Origin of the sequence: Sphingomonas sp., from assembly GCF_025353885.1 — a bacterium.
Classification (GTDB): Bacteria; Pseudomonadota; Alphaproteobacteria; order Sphingomonadales; family Sphingomonadaceae; genus Sphingomonas_O.
In genome coordinates this window covers 1-15,351 of the sequence record NZ_JANXNX010000111.1, presented here as the reverse complement: position 1 = coordinate 15,351, position 15,351 = coordinate 1, and the positions used below count along the sequence as shown (strand labels likewise).

At 61.7% G+C, this 15,351-nt stretch carries 15 protein-coding genes; 4 read left to right on the top strand and 11 right to left on the bottom strand.

Annotated elements, in window-relative coordinates:
• Positions 1–2: 2 nt before the first annotated feature.
• The 6 genes from rplC to rpsL form a co-directional block, all read right to left on the bottom strand.
• A complete protein-coding gene (gene rplC, locus Q0R02_RS12390; protein ID WP_293883938.1) occupies positions 3–764 on the bottom strand; it encodes a 50S ribosomal protein L3 in 762 nt (253 codons plus the stop codon).
• Positions 765–964: 200 nt separating this feature from the next.
• Positions 965–1,276: a 30S ribosomal protein S10 gene (gene rpsJ / locus Q0R02_RS12385; RefSeq protein ID WP_293883937.1), complete on the bottom strand. Its 312-nt coding sequence runs from the start codon at positions 1,274–1,276 to the stop codon at positions 965–967.
• A 100-nt stretch (positions 1,277–1,376) separates the two neighbouring features.
• Entirely contained in the window at positions 1,377–2,567 is a 1,191-nt protein-coding gene (tuf, locus tag Q0R02_RS12380; RefSeq protein ID WP_293883936.1) for an elongation factor Tu, read from the bottom strand.
• 78 nt (positions 2,568–2,645) lie between these two features.
• Positions 2,646–4,721, bottom strand: a complete 2,076-nt coding sequence (fusA, locus tag Q0R02_RS12375; protein ID WP_293883934.1) for an elongation factor G — start codon at positions 4,719–4,721, stop codon at positions 2,646–2,648.
• Between the two features lie 63 nt (positions 4,722–4,784).
• The gene (gene rpsG / locus Q0R02_RS12370; protein ID WP_121152715.1) at positions 4,785–5,255 is read right to left on the bottom strand and encodes a 30S ribosomal protein S7; all 471 of its coding nucleotides are present in this window, start codon (positions 5,253–5,255) and stop codon (positions 4,785–4,787) included.
• A gap of 50 nt (positions 5,256–5,305) precedes the next feature.
• On the bottom strand, positions 5,306–5,677 hold the full coding sequence (gene rpsL / locus Q0R02_RS12365) for a 30S ribosomal protein S12 (protein WP_293883931.1): 372 nt from the start codon (positions 5,675–5,677) through the stop codon (positions 5,306–5,308).
• A gap of 236 nt (positions 5,678–5,913) precedes the next feature.
• Here rpsL and Q0R02_RS12360 point away from each other — a divergent pair, with 236 nt between their 5' ends.
• Both Q0R02_RS12360 and Q0R02_RS12355 read left to right on the top strand, forming a co-directional pair.
• Positions 5,914–7,035 carry a glycosyltransferase family 2 protein gene (locus tag Q0R02_RS12360; RefSeq protein WP_293883929.1) on the top strand — a complete coding sequence of 374 codons (1,122 nt, stop codon included), beginning with the start codon at positions 5,914–5,916 and terminating at the stop codon, positions 7,033–7,035.
• A complete protein-coding gene (locus tag Q0R02_RS12355) occupies positions 7,032–8,504 on the top strand; it encodes a hypothetical protein (RefSeq protein ID WP_293883927.1) in 1,473 nt (490 codons plus the stop codon). Before Q0R02_RS12360 ends, Q0R02_RS12355 begins: the two co-directional genes overlap by 4 nt.
• Here Q0R02_RS12355 and Q0R02_RS12350 read toward each other — a convergent pair.
• From Q0R02_RS12350 to Q0R02_RS12330, 5 genes are all read right to left on the bottom strand, one after another.
• Complete coding sequence (locus tag Q0R02_RS12350) at positions 8,459–9,379, bottom strand: cation diffusion facilitator family transporter (RefSeq protein WP_293883925.1); 921 nt, start codon at positions 9,377–9,379, stop codon at positions 8,459–8,461. The two genes, Q0R02_RS12355 and Q0R02_RS12350, sit on opposite strands and share 46 nt — an antisense overlap.
• Positions 9,376–10,008, bottom strand: coding sequence for a phosphatase PAP2 family protein (locus Q0R02_RS12345; RefSeq protein WP_293883923.1), 633 nt, complete (start codon positions 10,006–10,008; stop codon positions 9,376–9,378). Before Q0R02_RS12345 ends, Q0R02_RS12350 begins: the two co-directional genes overlap by 4 nt.
• Entirely contained in the window at positions 10,005–11,279 is a 1,275-nt protein-coding gene (locus Q0R02_RS12340; protein ID WP_293883921.1) for an amidohydrolase family protein, read from the bottom strand. Before Q0R02_RS12340 ends, Q0R02_RS12345 begins: the two co-directional genes overlap by 4 nt.
• Before the next feature lie 67 nt (positions 11,280–11,346).
• Positions 11,347–12,741 (bottom strand): dihydrolipoyl dehydrogenase, encoded by a 1,395-nt coding sequence (lpdA, locus tag Q0R02_RS12335; RefSeq protein ID WP_293883919.1) that lies wholly within the window; start codon positions 12,739–12,741, stop codon positions 11,347–11,349.
• Between the two features lie 81 nt (positions 12,742–12,822).
• Positions 12,823–14,112, bottom strand: coding sequence for a pyruvate dehydrogenase complex dihydrolipoamide acetyltransferase (locus tag Q0R02_RS12330; RefSeq protein WP_293883984.1), 1,290 nt, complete (start codon positions 14,110–14,112; stop codon positions 12,823–12,825).
• Positions 14,113–14,244: 132 nt separating this feature from the next.
• Here Q0R02_RS12330 and Q0R02_RS12325 point away from each other — a divergent pair, with 132 nt between their 5' ends.
• Complete coding sequence (locus Q0R02_RS12325) at positions 14,245–14,697, top strand: universal stress protein (RefSeq protein ID WP_293883917.1); 453 nt, start codon at positions 14,245–14,247, stop codon at positions 14,695–14,697.
• The coding region (locus Q0R02_RS12320; protein WP_293883915.1) for a M28 family peptidase at positions 14,698–15,351 on the top strand (654 nt) is incomplete at its 3' end.

Genomic DNA, 15,351 nt, shown 5'->3' with positions numbered 1-15,351 from the left:
GATCAGCCCTCCTGGCCGTCGGTCGCAGCATCAGTCGTCACCACGACTTCGGCAGGCGTGTCCGCTGCGGTATTGGCGCCATCGTTGGCAGCCGTCTTGATCGATGCAGGATAAGGGGCATCAGCATGGCGCGCGATCTTCGTCGCGTCCTTGACCATCAGCCAAGTTCCCTTCGATCCAGGAACCGAACCCTTGACGAACAACAGGCCGCGTTCGACGTCGGTCGATACGATCTCGAGGTTCTGCTGGGTACGCTGACGGTCGCCCATGTGGCCGGCCATCTTCTTGCCCTTGAAAACCTTGCCCGGATCCTGGCGCTGTCCGGTTGAACCCAACGAGCGGTGAGACACCGACACACCGTGGGTTGCGCGCAGACCGCCGAAATTCCAGCGCTTCATGCCGCCCTGAAAGCCCTTGCCCTGCGTGTGACCCGTGACATCAACCATTTGCCCTGCGACAAAATGGTCCGCAGAGATTTCTGCGCCAACATCGACGAGGGCATCTTCCGACACTCGGAATTCATGAACGCGCGCCTTCAGCTCGACTTCGGCCTTACCGAAGTGACCGCGCTGTGGTTTTGCAACGTTCTTGGCTTTCGCGGTGCCAGCACCGACCTGAACCGCGACATAACCGTCACGATCAGCAGTGCGCTGGGAAATCACCTGATTATTCTCAAGCGCCAGAACGGTGACGGGCACATGGCGACCGTCATCCTGGAACAAGCGGGTCATCCCCATTTTCTTCGCGATCACGCCAGTGCGCATGACCATGCTCCTCAAATGCAACAGAGGCCCGCAAGGACTATTCCCTACGGGCTTGCCTCAGCCCCAGATATAAATGCGTGTCCCCGTCAGGGCTAGTTCCTCCCGTGGGAGGAGACGGGGGACGCAGACCCCAGCAAGCTGGGCGGTATCCCGAATCTCTCCGCTTGCGAATCCGTGAGGAACGCTGCGGAGACAGGCTATTAGGCCAAACGTATCTCTACGTCTACCCCTGCTGCCAGATCTAGCTTCATCAGAGCATCGACCGTCTGAGGGGTCGGCTGAATGATATCCAAGAGACGCTTGTAGGTGCGGACTTCGAACTGCTCGCGCGACTTCTTGTCGATGTGCGGACCGCGGTTCACGGTGAATTTCTCGATGCGCGTGGGCAATGGAATTGGACCACGGATGAGAGCGCCTGTGCGCTTTGCCGTATCGGCAATATCGCCAGTGGCCTGATCGAGCACACGATGATCGAATGCCTTCAGGCGAATGCGGATATTCTGCGTTTCCATGTCCATACCGATACGAAAGAGCCGACCCGATTATTCGGGCTTACATAAATAGCAAACCGCCCGACCCTGGTAAGAGTCGAGCGGCTTGGTAGCGCGTATATTACTTCGTGATCGAAGCCACAACCCCGGAGCCGACCGTGCGGCCGCCCTCGCGGATTGAGAAGCGCAGCCCCTGCTCCATCGCGATCGGCGCGATGAGTTTGACGCCCAGCTGGACGTTGTCGCCTGGCATGACCATTTCAGTGCCTTCAGGCAGGACAACTTCACCGGTCACGTCGGTCGTACGGAAGTAGAACTGCGGACGATAGTTTGCGAAAAACGGCGTGTGACGGCCACCCTCGTCCTTCGACAGAACATAGACTTCCGACTGGAACTCGGTGTGCGGCTTGATCGAGCCGGGCTTGCAAAGAACCTGGCCACGCTCGACTTCTTCACGGCCAACACCGCGGATCAGCGCGCCGATGTTGTCGCCGGCCTGGCCCTGATCCAGCAGCTTGCGGAACATCTCGACGCCGGTCACGACGGTCTTCTTGGTATCCTTCAGACCGACGATCTCCACTTCTTCACCGACCTTGACGATGCCAGTCTCGACGCGACCCGTCACAACCGTACCACGACCCGAGATCGAGAATACATCCTCGATTGGCATCAGGAATGGCTTGTCGAGCGGGCGAGCAGGCTGTGGAATCCAGCTGTCGACAGCCTCCATCAGGCGAAGAACGGCATCATGGCCGATCTCAGGCTGCTTGTCGTCGAGCGCACAAACCGCCGAACCCTGGATGATGGGGATGTTGTCGCCATCGAAATCATACTTTGAGAGCAGCTCGCGGATCTCCATCTCGACAAGTTCCAGGATTTCCGGGTCATCGACCAGATCGACCTTGTTCATGAACACGACGAGCTGGGGAACGCCGACCTGGCGCGCGAGCAGAATGTGCTCGCGAGTCTGTGGCATTGGGCCATCAGTCGCGGACACAACCAAAATGCCGCCATCCATCTGCGCCGCGCCCGTGATCATGTTCTTCACATAATCGGCATGGCCCGGGCAATCGACGTGCGCATAGTGACGTGCCGCGGTTTCATATTCGACGTGTGCGGTCGAAATGGTGATGCCGCGCTCGCGCTCTTCGGGAGCTTTGTCGATGTTGGCATAGCTAGTGAAAGTCGCGCCGCCGGTCTCCGCAAGCACTTTCGTGATCGCAGCCGTCAGCGATGTCTTGCCATGATCGACGTGACCGATGGTGCCGATGTTACAATGCGGCTTGGTCCGCTCGAACTTTGCTTTTGCCATGATTTCCTACCTTCGTTTTTCAAATATCTGCGGGCGCGCCGCGCCGGTGCGGCGTGGCCCATAATGACAATTTTACGATTATGCCAGCTTCGCTTTGATTTCTTCAGCAACGTTGGTCGGAACTTCCTCGTAATGCGAAAATTCCATGCTGTATTGTGCACGTCCCTGCGTGAATGAGCGCAACTGGTTGACGTAGCCGAACATGTTGGCCAGCGGCACCATCGCCTCAACGGTCTGGGCGTTACCGCGGCTGTCGGTGCCCTGGATCTGCCCGCGCCGTGAATTCATGTCGCCGATGACGTCGCCCAGATAATCTTCCGGGGTAACGACTTCGACCTTCATGATCGGCTCGAGCAACTTGATGCCAGCCTTTTGGGCACCTTCGCGCATCGCGGCACGTCCGGTGATTTCAAACGCCAACGCCGACGAATCGACATCATGGTAGGCGCCGTCGGTCAGATGGATTTCAAAATCGATGATCGGGAAACCGATGAGCGATCCGGTGTTAGCGATTTCGCGCATACCCTTTTCAACCGACGGGATATATTCCTTGGGAATATTTCCGCCCTTGACCTCGTCGAAGAACAGCACACCGGTGCCACGCTCGCCGGGGACCAAAGTCAGTTTGACGCGACCGAACTGGCCCGAACCCCCCGACTGCTTCTTGTGAGTATAATCGATGTCGACCGTCTTGCCGAGATACTCGCGATAGGCGACCTGAGGCGCACCGACGTTGGCCTCGACCTTGAACTCACGACGCATGCGATCGACGGTGATCTCCAAGTGAAGCTCACCCATACCCTTGATGATCGTCTGGCCCGATTCGTGATCGGTCGAAACGCGCAACGAAGGATCCTCGCGGGCCAGGCGATTGAGCGCGATGCCCATCTTTTCCTGGTCGGCCTTGGTCTTTGGCTCCACGGCAACTTCGATGACGGGGTCCGGAAACTCCATGCGCTCAAGGATGATCGGTGCGTTCAGCGCGCACAAGGTCTCACCCGTCGTCGTGTCCTTTAGGCCGGCGAGTGCGACAATATCGCCTGCATAGGCCACCTGAATGTCCTCACGGTCGTTGGCGTGCATCAACAGCATGCGGCCGACCTTTTCCTTCTTGTCCTTGACCGAGTTCAACACGATCGAAGACGTATCCAACTTGCCCGAATAGATGCGGGCAAAGGTCAGCGTACCGACGAAGGGATCGTTCATCACCTTGAACGCCAGCGCCGAGAACGGTGCCTCGTCGTTGGTCTCGCGCGATTCGACCGTCTCACCGTCAAGCTTTGTGCCTTGTACGGCTGGAACGTCGAGCGGCGACGGCAGATAGTCGACAACGGCGTCGAGCAAAGGCTGGACACCCTTGTTCTTGAAAGCCGAACCGCACAGCACCGGAACGAACGCAAATGCCAGCGTGCCCTTGCGGATCAGCGCTTTAAGCGTCGCGGTGTCGGGCTCGGTGCCTTCCAGATAGGCTTCCATGATATCGTCGTCCTGCTCGACGGCCATCTCGATCAGTTCCGAACGAGCGGTCGCTGCGGCATCGGCGAGCTCTGCCGGAATGTCCTGATATTCGAACTTCGCGCCCAGCGATTCCTCAAGCCAGATAATCGCGCGGTTCTCGACCAGATCAACGAGGCCCTTAAAGCTGCCCTCGATACCGATCGGCAGATACAAGACAGCAGGACGCGCGCCCAGGCGATCCTTGATCATGGCAACGCAACGCTCAAAATTCGCGCCGGTGCGATCGAGCTTATTGACGAAGCACATGCGCGGCACTTTATATTTGTCGGCCTGGCGCCAGACGGTCTCGGACTGCGGCTCGACACCGGCAACGCCGTCGAAACAAGCGACCGCACCATCGAGGACGCGCAACGAACGCTCGACTTCGATTGTGAAATCGACGTGGCCCGGCGTGTCGATGATGTTGATGCGGTGATCGTTCCAGAAGCACGTCGTGGCGGCGCTGGTGATCGTGATCCCGCGCTCCTGCTCCTGCTCCATCCAGTCCATCGTCGCGGTGCCTTCATGCACTTCGCCGATCTTGTAGGACTTGCCGGTGTAGTACAGAATCCGCTCTGTCGTCGTCGTCTTGCCGGCGTCGATGTGCGCCATGATGCCGATATTGCGATACATGCTGAGCGGATGGCTGCGGGCCATGACGGTAACTCCGGAAAAAGTGAAAGCCGGGCCATGACAACCCGGCTTCGAATTATATAGTGACTACCAGCGGTAATGCGAGAAGGCGCGGTTGGCTTCTGCCATCCGATGCGTGTCTTCGCGCTTCTTGACGGCGTTACCGCGATTGTTCGCGGCGTCCATCAATTCACCCGAGAGACGTGCCGACATCGTGTGCTCCGACCGCGCACGCGCCGCCGTGATGAGCCAACGAATGGCCAGTGCCTGCGAACGCTCCGTACGCACTTCGACAGGCACCTGGTAAGTGGCACCACCGACGCGGCGCGAACGGACCTCGATGCCGGGCTTCACGTTGTTCAACGCATCGTGGAACACACCGATCGGATCGCGCTTGGCGCGCGCTTCGACGGTTTCCATCGCGCTGTAAACGATGTTCTCGGCAACGGCTTTCTTGCCGTCCAGCATGACGCTGTTCATGAATTTCGACAGAACCTGATCGCCAAAGCGTGGATCAGGCAGGATTTCCCGCTTTTCGGGACGACGACGACGTGCCATTTCAATTTCCTTCTAAACTTCAGCCTTCAATGCCAGCAAAAACCGGCGGCTTACTTCGGACGCTTGGCGCCGTACTTGGAACGTGACTGTTTGCGATTCTTGACACCCTGGGTATCCAGGACACCGCGCAGGACGTGGTAGCGCACACCGGGAAGATCGCGAACACGACCACCACGGATCAGCACGACCGAATGCTCCTGCAGGTTGTGACCTTCACCCGGAATATAGCTGATGACTTCGCGCTGGTTAGTCAGACGGATTTTGGCCACCTTGCGAAGCGCGGAGTTCGGCTTTTTCGGGGTCGTCGTGTAGACGCGCGTGCAAACGCCCCGCTTCTGCGGATTTGCTTCCATCGCAGGGACCTTGGACTTGGCCTTCTGCGGGTCGCGACCTTTGCGGATCAACTGGTTAATCGTCGGCATTTGAAGCCTTCACCTTTTCATTGCGGTTACTTTGCCGGGAACGCGTTTAAGCCGGGTGGCAACTGCCCCCCAGGCCCATCACGCATCGGCAATGTTCAAGCTTTCGTCTCGCCAGACTCGCAAAGGGGTCGTGCGAAGCGAGGGTGGCCCTTAACGCAGGAGTCGAAGTGGGTCAACATTGCGCAGCGTGCGATTGCGAACCGCACCGCCCGCCCCTATGCGAAGCCGCTATGCCTATGAACGTCCTTCAACATAACCCTGCACAGATGCCGTCCGCGCCGCTCGACGTCGCGATCATCGTCCCCACCCTCAATGAAGCGGGCAATATCGCGGCGATGGTGCTTGCACTTGACGTGGCACTGACGGGCACGCGTTACGAGATCATCTTCGTCGATGACTGGTCGGCGGATGGCACTCCCGAAGCCGTTGCCGTCGCCGCTACCGACCGTCGCGATATTCGCCTGATCCGCCGTTACGGCAGGCGGGGCCTGTCCAGCGCGGTCGTCGAAGGTGCGCTTGCCACCGTGGCGCCGGTCGTGGCGGTCATCGACGCCGATATGCAGCATGACGAGAGCCTCCTGCCCCGCCTGATCGCCGCCGTCTCAAGTGGCGCGGCGGACGTTGCCATTGGGTCGCGCTATGTTGCCGACGGGTCGGTCGGCGACTGGAACGCGACCCGCGCGCGGGGCAGCCGCGTCGCCACCACCCTATCGAAACGCCTGCTGAAGGTCGATGTCGCCGACCCGATGAGTGGCTTTTTCGCAATCCGACGCGAGCTTGTCATTGCGGCGCTCCCCAAACTGTCGAGCATGGGCTTCAAGATCCTGCTCGACCTGCTCGTCTCGGCCCCGCAGCCGCTGAAGATCGTCGAATTGCCCTTCACCTTCCGCACGCGCAATGCGGGAACCAGCAAACTCGACAGCACCGTCGCCGTCGATTTCGCGCTTATGCTGGCCGACAAGAGCATCGGCCGCTGGATCCCCGCCCGGTTGCTGATGTTCGGGTTGGTCGGTGCGCTCGGGCTGCTCGTGCATCTCGGCTTGCTCCGCATCGGGCTTGGTTTTGGAGCTAGCTTCAGCACCGCCATGGCGATTGCGGTGGTCGGCGCGATCTCATTCAATTTCGTGCTCAATAACACGCTCACCTATCGCGACCGTCGCCTGAAGGGGGCCGCTTGGGTGTGGGGCCTGATCAGCTTTTACGCGGTCTGCGGGATCGGGGCGATTGCCAATGTCGGAGTCGGGTCGATTGCGTTCAACAGCCATTATAGCTGGTGGCTGGCGGGTGTTGCCGGTGCAGCGGTCGGATCGGTCTGGAACTTCGCGGCGTCGTCGGTGCTGACTTGGCGCAAGCGTTGAGCGACATCGAACGGCGGTTGCCGACCGCGCCACTACCAACGTTCCTTCTGCTGTTCGTAATCGCGGTGATCCTGCGCGCCTACACGTTCGGCAATCCCTTCGTCGAGTTCGATGAGCAATTCTATCGGCTCGTTGGCGACCGAATGTTTCATGGCGCCATTCCCTATGTCGATATCTGGGATCGCAAGCCGGTCGGGTTGTTCGTGATCTATTATGCGATCCGGGCGACGCTCGGAGAAAATGTCCTTGCTTACCAACTCGTGGCCACCGCGGTCGTCGCGGCTACGGCGGCACTTGTCCGGACGCTGGCAGTTCGTCTGAAAGCCGATGGTTTTGGCGCCTGGGCAGCGGCGATCGGATACATTATTTGGGCGGGACTGCTGCAGGGAGAAGGCGGGCAGTCGTCGGTTTTCTACAATCTCCCAATGGCGCTGGCAGCGCTGATCGCGCTCGATGGCGGGTCGGCGTCGCGGATTTCGCTGTTCTTGCGCGGCGTGCTGGCCATGGCGCTGGTCGGTCTGGCGATCCAGATTAAATACACAGTCGCGTTCGAAGGTATTTTCTTTGCCTGCTACCTCCTACTGGCGGCGTGGCGGACCGACCGCAGCCTGCTTCGGTTGTGCGGTTTCGCTTTCTGCTGGGCGCTGATCGCTCTGATCCCCACACTCGTCGCAATCGCCGTCTATGCGCGGATTGGGCACCTCGACGCGTATATCTTCGCCAATTTCATCTCGATCTTCCGCCAGGGTAATGCCCCGTTCCTCGACCGCATGGGAGACCTGGCGACATGCATGGGTATATTGCTGATCCCCCTTGCGGCCGCCTTTGCGACCCGCTGGCGGCGGGACGAACCGAACGGGGTACTGGCCTTCTGTCGCATCTGGTTCGTCTGCGCGCTGACTGCCGTGATGATCTTCAACCGCTTCAGCCCGCATTACTGCATCGCACTGGTGTTGCCGCTGATGGTTATCGCTGCACCCGCTGCGCAAAAGTTTCGTCGCTTGACGGTCACGCTGCTCATCGTCGGCGCTGTTTCAGGCCAGATCCTGCTGGGGGTCTATCAGTGGCAAAAGGGTGGCCCGGCCGAAGGCAAGGCCATGATGGCGGCGATCGGTCCGGTTCCCCATTGCCTGTATGTGCACGACGGTTTCCCGGCGCTCTATCTGTTGACGAATTCCTGCCTGCTAACCCGGTTCGCTTTTCCAGGCCACCTGAACACGGCGACCGATGCGCCTGCGCTGGGGGTCGACCCGGTCGCGGAGGTCAACCGCATCATGGCCCAGCATCCCGATGCCGTCGTCAGCGACCGCCCGCTTTTCTGGTTGCGGAATCAGGCGACGCAGGCGGCGCTGGATCGGGCATTGGCACGCGATTACCATCTGGTCCTGAAGTTGCGCACCGGAGCCGACCGCTTTCGCCTCGTCTATCGGCGCAACGACCCCGGTTCGATCTCCACCGGCCGGATATAAAGCCGCGTCACCGCCGGGAACTGCTTCCCGACATCAGCCTCGATCGCCGCAATGATCCGCTCGACCTCGCCTGCCGAAATGCGGTTGTCGAAGTCCACGCTCATGGCCGCGACGATCTGGTCGGGCGCATTGTGGACCGTGATGACTTCGCCCACCCGCATCACCCCGGCCCGCGAGGCTGCCTCGCGCAGACCCATCACTAATGCCGGGTCGGCTGCCTCGCCGATCAACAGCCCCTTGGCCTCGCGCGCCAGAAATATCGCGACCATGCCCAGCAGCAAGCCGATCACGATGGAGGCCGCGCCGTCGAAATGCGGGTTGCCGGTGACTTGCGCCAACGCCAGTCCGACGCCCGCGACCACCAGCCCGGCCATCGCCGCGCCGTTTTCGAGCAGCACGATCACCAGCGTTGCGTCCTTGGTCCCCGTCAGCGCCTGCCACCAGCTCTTGCCTTGGCGCGCACCGTCGAACTCCTTGAACGCGGCGAACGTCGAACCACCCTCGAGCACGAAAGCGACCAGCAACACGCCGTAGGCTATTAACGGATCGGCCGCCGGTTCGGGATCAAGCATGTGCAAGATGCCCTCGTAGACCGAGACGCCCGCCCCCAATGCGAACACCAGCAGCGCAACCACGAAGCTCCAGAAATACAATTCCCGGCCATAGCCGCCCGGATGGCGTGAATCGGGCGCCTTGACCGAGCGCTTCTGCCCATAAAGCAGCAGCAACTGGTTGGTGGAATCGACCAGGCTGTGGACGCCCTCGGTCAGCATGGCCGACGATCCCGTCAGCGCCGCCGCCCCGAATTTGGCGATGGCTATGCCGAGGTTGGCTGCGAGCGCGACGATCAGCACGCGGGTGTTTCCGGGTTTCATGCCGACCCTACGCTCGTGGGGCGCGTTTGGGTCCGCCGCGACAGGCTGGCTCCCACCAGCGCCGCACCGCCACCGAACATCCAGCCGCCGACAACATCGCTTGGCCAGTGCACCCCCAGCGAAACCCGCGAAATGCCGACCGCCGCCGCCAGCGCGATCGCCGCCCCGACCAGCCGTCGGTCTGCGATCAGCAGCGCCGACAACAACAGCACGACCATGGAATTTGCCGAATGGCCGCTGGGATAGGACAGGTTGGCCGGATTATCGAGCCAGGGCACCAGTGCCGGCCGGACGCGCCCGAAAACTTCTTTCAACGCCGTATCGCTGAACACGGTCAGCGCGATCACCACCACGAACAGCAGGATGTCGCGCCAATGGTGCCGCATCGCCAGCACCAGTAGCGCAGGCAGGATATACACCGACCGGACCGACGCCGACCCCAACCAACTGAACGCCTGCGCAACCGCGATCGTCCACCCCGACGAATGCGCGCGGGTCAGCGCCAGTGCCTGAAACACCGGCCGGTCGAACCCCGTCAGATAGCCGCCGGTCGCGGCGATCCCGAGTGCCAGCGACGCGACGATCAGCGCAAGGCCCCACCAGCCGCTTTTGGAAACCCGACCTGTCACTTGCCGCCTTTGACGACCACGCCGCCCTTGATAACGGTATCGACGCGTTCCAATTGCCTGATGTCGGCAATCGGGTCGCCGGTCACCGCCACGATGTCGCCGAACCGACCGACTGCGATGGCACCCACGTCGCCCGTCTTGCCCAGTGCTTCGGCGGCGGATCTGGTCGCCGCCTGGATGGCCTGCATCGGGGTCATTCCCCATTCGACCATCTTGGCGAACTGCTTGCCATTGTCACCATGCGGATAAACCCCTGCATCGGTGCCGAAGATCATCGGCACGCCCGCCCGGACCGCCTTGCGGAACGTCTCGCGCTGCAACCGCCCGATCAGCTTTTCCTTGTCCAGGCTCTCCTGCTCGGTGCCGTTCGCGGTTCCGGTCGCAAGAATATAATCGTCGTTGTAGATATCCATGTCGAACCAGGTCTTATGCTGGGCCGCCAGCTTGATCGTCGCATCGTCGGCCAGCGAACAATGCTCGATCGTGTCGATGCCCGCCAGAATCGCGGTCCTGATACCGTCATTGCCATGCGCGTGCGCCGCAACCCGCAGGCCCAGCATATGCGCTTCGTCGGCGATGGCTTTCATTTCCTCCAAGCTCAATTGCTGGCCGCCGACGCTGTCGCCTAGCGAGAATACGCCGCCGGTCGCGCAAATCTTAATGACGGTGGCACCGTATTTATGCAGCCACCGCACCTTGGCGCGCGCCTCGTCGGGTGAATTGATGATTGATGGCTGGACCTTGTCCATTGAGGGCGGCAGCCCCCCGACATCGCAATGCCCGCCCGTCGCACCGATCGCATAGCCCGCCGTCGTCATGCGCGGCCCGACCACGAAACCGCCGTCGATCGCCTGTCGCAGGCCCACGTCCTGGAACTGGTCCGCTCCGACATTGCGCACACTTGTAAAGCCCGCATCAATCGTTTTCCTGGCGTTGGCGACCCCCACCGCGCTCCAGAAACTGTCGGTATAGCGCAGCCCCTGATATCCGCCGACCTCAGCGAGCGAGGTCAGATGAACGTGCATGTCGATCAGCCCCGGCAGGATCGTGCGCCCGGCCAGGTCCACAACCCGCGCGCCAGCCGGGACAGCCATCGTCCCCTGAATTCCGACGGCGGTGATCCGTCCGTCGGTCACGATGACAAGCGGCTTGTCGGTCGTGCGTCCCGCCAGCACGTCGATCATATGGTCGGCGCTGATCGCCACGGTTTCAGCGGTGGCAGCGGCGGTCGTCAGGGTCAGCGCGGCAAGCGCCGTCAGGATCAGTCGCATGGAGTTCCCTCTGGTTCGTGGCGCCAACCTTACACGCACGCACCCTCCAAGGAAGCCGCCAAACCGATTAAAAATGGATCGCCCGTCCATAAGCGCCCAGCACGCTTTCGTGCATCATCTCGCTCAGGGTCGGATGCGCGAACACCGTTTCCATCAGCGCCTCCTCGGTCGTTTCCAGCTGGCGCGCGACCACATAACCCTGGATCAGTTCGGTGACTTCGGCCCCGACCATGTGCGCGCCCAGCAACTCGCCGGTCTTGGCGTCGAATACGGTCTTCACAAACCCCTCGGCCTCGCCCAGCGCAATCGCCTTGCCGTTGCCGATGAACGGGAACTTCCCAACTTTCAACTCGTGCCCGGCCGCCTTCGCCGCCGACTCGGTCATCCCGACGCTGGCAACCTGTGGCCGTGAATAAGTGCAGCCTGGGATGTTCCAGGTTTCGAACTTGTGCGGGTTCAGGCCAGCAATGGCCTCGACGCAGACGATGCCCTCGTGACTTGCCTTGTGCGCCAGCCACGGCGGGCCGGTTACGTCACCGATGGCAAAAACGCCGGGCACGTTGGTCGCAGCATAGCCATCGACGACGATATGCCCGCGATTGGTCGCGACGCCCAAAGCCTCCAGCCCGATATCCTCGGTGTTGGGAACGATGCCGATCGCGACGATCGCGTGACTGAAGGTCTCGGTCGAAACCGTGCCATCAGCGGCTTTCAGCTCGACCGTCACGCCATCTGCGGTCGTGTCCAGTTTCTGCACGCCGGTCGACACGAGCAGTTTCATGCCCTGCTTGGTCAGCGCCTTGTGCATGAACTGGCTGACCTCGACATCCTCGACCGGCAGCACGCGGTCGAGCATTTCGACGATCGTCACATCGGCCCCCATGTCCGAATAAAAGGACGCGAACTCGACGCCGATGGCGCCCGATCCGATGACCAGCAACTTCGTAGGCATTTCGGGCGGGACCATGGCGTGACGATAGGTCCAGATGCGCTTGCCGTCGGCCTTGGCAAACGGCAGGTCGCGCGCCCGCGCGCCCGTTGCGACGATGATGTTTCTGGCTTCCAGTTCGGTGGTCTGGTCGCCCCTCGCGACCGACAGCTTGCCCGGCGCGGTCAGTTTGCCGACGCCCTCGACCACCGTGACTTTGTTCTTCTTCATCAACCCCTTGACGCCCGCGTTGAGCGTGCCCGCAACCTTGCGACTGCGGTCGACGATTTTGCTCAGGTCGAAACCAACATTGGTCGCCGACAGCCCATAGGCATTGGCGTTCTGCATGTAATGATAGATTTCCGAGGTCCGCAGCAGCGCCTTGGTCGGGATGCAGCCCCAATTAAGGCATATGCCACCCAGCCGCTCGCGCTCGACGATGGCGACTTTCATGCCCAACTGGCTCGCACGGATCGCGGCAACATAGCCACCGGGACCGGAGCCAAGGATGATAAGGTCGTATTGGTCAGCCATAATTTCTCCAAGCCCCTCTCCCCTTGCGGGAGTGGGAGGGCCCCAACGCCACTCGGCGGTGGGAGGGTGAGGGGTCGTCTTCTATGCAACCAACCCCAACGGATTCTCCACCAACGTCTTGAACGCCCTCATGAATTGCGCGCCATCCGAACCGTCAATCGCGCGATGGTCGAACGATCCTGTCGCCGACATGACCGTTGCGATGGCCAGCGCATCATCGACGATATAGGGCCGCTTTTCGCCAGCCCCAATTGCCATGATCATCGCCTGGGGCGGATTGATGACGGCGTCGAAGTTCTTGATGCCGAACATGCCCATGTTGGAAATGCTCGCCGTGCCGCCCTGATATTCATGCGGCTGCAGTTTGCCGGTTTTTGCCTTGTCGGCGAGTTCTTTCATCTCGATCGAAATAGCCGACATCGCCTTTGATTCGGCACCGACGATGATCGGGGTGATCAATCCACCAGAGATCGAGACAGCGACCGCAATGTCCGCACGCGAATATTGGATGAGAGTATCCCCGGCAAAGCTGACATTGCACGCGGGCACTTCGACCAGCGACAGGGCCAGCGCCTTGATCAGCATATCGTTGACGCTTAACTTGACGCCGCGCGCCGTCAGCGCTCCGTTCAGTTCGCCGCGCAGCTTCAACAGCGCGTCGAGGCGGATGTCGACGGTCAGGTAGATGTGCGGAACCTGCTGCTTCGATTCGGTCAGGCGGCGGGCGATTGTCTTGCGCATCCCGGACAGCTTGACGGTCTCATGCGGGATGTCGCCGATCGCCGCAGGCGCGGGCGCGGGCGCAGGCGTCGTCGGTCGGGCAACCGGAGCTGCAGTCGCTACCGCCACCTCAGCCGCGCCGGCTGGTGCAGCGCCCGGCGTCGCGCCCTCGACATCGGCCTTGACGATTCGCCCGCTGGGGCCTGTCCCGGTGAGGCCTGAAATGTCGACACCCTTTGCCGCCGCCAACCGCTTGGCCAGCGGCGAGGCGATGACCCGATCACTCGATTTTGCTGGCGCGGACACCTGCGCCGGAGCGGGAGCAGCCTCGGCCTTGGCCGCAGGAGCGGCGTCCTCTTTCCTGGCGGGCGCGGGCGCAGGAGTGGGAGCAGGAGCAGGCTTGGCACCCTCCCCCTCGCCCGCGATCATCGCGATGACGGTGCCGACCGCGACTTCGGTTCCCTCGGCAACCGAGATTTCAGAGATCGTCCCCTCGTCCACCGCCTCGAATTCCATCGTCGCCTTGTCGGTCTCGATCTCGGCCAGCAGGTCGCCCGATTTCACGACATCGCCGACCTTGACCATCCACTTGGCAAGCGTCCCCACTTCCATCGTCGGTGACAGGGCTGGCATTTTAAGCTCGATGGGCATGGTCGTCCTCGGTCCTTTGCGGTCACCGTTGAGTATTCGGCCGTCAATCGGGCAGGCGAGCCGTAGGGTCAAGCGCTGCTCTTGTGCAATTCGTGCCGTTGACGCAGTTTCGCTGGAAAAGAGGACCTGTCCATGCGCACCTACCTCGTCGTCATCGACGAAACCCCTGAGGCAGAGATTGCCCTGCGCTTCGCCGCGCGCCGTGCCGCCAAGACCGGAGGCGGCGTCATGATTCTTGCGCTGATCCCGCCCATCGAGTTCGTGGCATTCGGTGGCGTGCAGGCGACGCTCGAGGCCGAGGCGCGCGAGTCAGCGGAGGCCGTTGTCCATCGCGCTGCCGGAACCATCGTTGCCGAAGCCGGAATCACGCCGACAATCGTCGTCAAGGCGGGTGATCCGGTCGCGCTGATCCTCGCCACCATCCACGAAAGCCCCGACATCGGCGCGCTCGTGCTGGGCGCGGCCCCGGGTGCGCCCGGCCCCCTGATCGCCCATTTTGCCGGCGCTGAGTCCGGCAGCCTGCCATGTCCGTTGATGATCGTGCCGGGCTCGCTCGACCGCGAGGCGCTGGACCGGCTGAGCTGAATGGAAACCATCATCATGAAATCATTGCTATCCCTGCCCGCACTCCTGCTGATCGCCGCCGCCCCCGCGCCCGATCCCGCCGCGCTGAGGGCTTCGGTCGCAAAGCTTGTCAGCTTTGGAACTAGGCATACCCTGTCCTCGGCCACCGATCCGCAGCGCGGCATTGGCGCGGCGCGGAAGTGGGTGGCCGACGAATTCCTTCGTATCGGCAAGACCTGCGGCGGCTGCATCGTCGTCGAGCGGCCGCACGCCCAATTCCAGAACGACCGTGCACCGCAGGGAGTCGACATCGTCAACGTGTTGGGCATTCAGAAGGGCACTGGCGACCCGCGCCATGTCGTCATCGTCGCCGGGCACATCGACAGCCGCGTCACCGACGTGATGGACGCGACCAGCGACGCTCCCGGCGCGAACGACGATGCGTCGGGCGTGGCACTTGTGCTGGAAGCGGCACGGATATTGTCCCGCGAGCGGCATGACGCGACGATCGTCTATGCGGCGCTGTCGGGCGAGGAACAGGGACTGTTTGGCGGCCAGTTGCTCGCCAGCACGGCAAAGGCGCGCGGCTGGAACGTCGCGGCCATGCTCAACAACGATATCGTCGGCAACACCATCGGTGTCGACGGCCGCGTGGTCGCCGACCGCGTCCGCGTG

What these genes read in the sequence shown, in the direction of transcription:
- Q0R02_RS12340 (WP_293883921.1), bottom strand. Translation starts at nt 11,279, where the DNA reads ATGCGACTGATCCTGACGGCGCTTGCCGCGCTGACCCTGACGACCGCC.
- fusA (WP_293883934.1), bottom strand. Translation starts at nt 4,721, where the DNA reads ATGGCCCGCAGCCATCCGCTCAGCATGTATCGCAATATCGGCATCATG.
- rplC (WP_293883938.1), bottom strand. Translation starts at nt 764, where the DNA reads ATGCGCACTGGCGTGATCGCGAAGAAAATGGGGATGACCCGCTTGTTC.
- Q0R02_RS12360 (WP_293883929.1), top strand. Translation starts at nt 5,914, where the DNA reads ATGAACGTCCTTCAACATAACCCTGCACAGATGCCGTCCGCGCCGCTC.
- lpdA (WP_293883919.1), bottom strand. Translation starts at nt 12,741, where the DNA reads ATGGCTGACCAATACGACCTTATCATCCTTGGCTCCGGTCCCGGTGGC.
- rpsG (WP_121152715.1), bottom strand. Translation starts at nt 5,255, where the DNA reads ATGGCACGTCGTCGTCGTCCCGAAAAGCGGGAAATCCTGCCTGATCCA.
- rpsJ (WP_293883937.1), bottom strand. Translation starts at nt 1,276, where the DNA reads ATGGAAACGCAGAATATCCGCATTCGCCTGAAGGCATTCGATCATCGT.
- Q0R02_RS12330 (WP_293883984.1), bottom strand. Translation starts at nt 14,112, where the DNA reads ATGCCCATCGAGCTTAAAATGCCAGCCCTGTCACCGACGATGGAAGTG.
- Q0R02_RS12350 (WP_293883925.1), bottom strand. Translation starts at nt 9,379, where the DNA reads ATGAAACCCGGAAACACCCGCGTGCTGATCGTCGCGCTCGCAGCCAAC.
- tuf (WP_293883936.1), bottom strand. Translation starts at nt 2,567, where the DNA reads ATGGCAAAAGCAAAGTTCGAGCGGACCAAGCCGCATTGTAACATCGGC.
- Q0R02_RS12325 (WP_293883917.1), top strand. Translation starts at nt 14,245, where the DNA reads ATGCGCACCTACCTCGTCGTCATCGACGAAACCCCTGAGGCAGAGATT.
- rpsL (WP_293883931.1), bottom strand. Translation starts at nt 5,677, where the DNA reads ATGCCGACGATTAACCAGTTGATCCGCAAAGGTCGCGACCCGCAGAAG.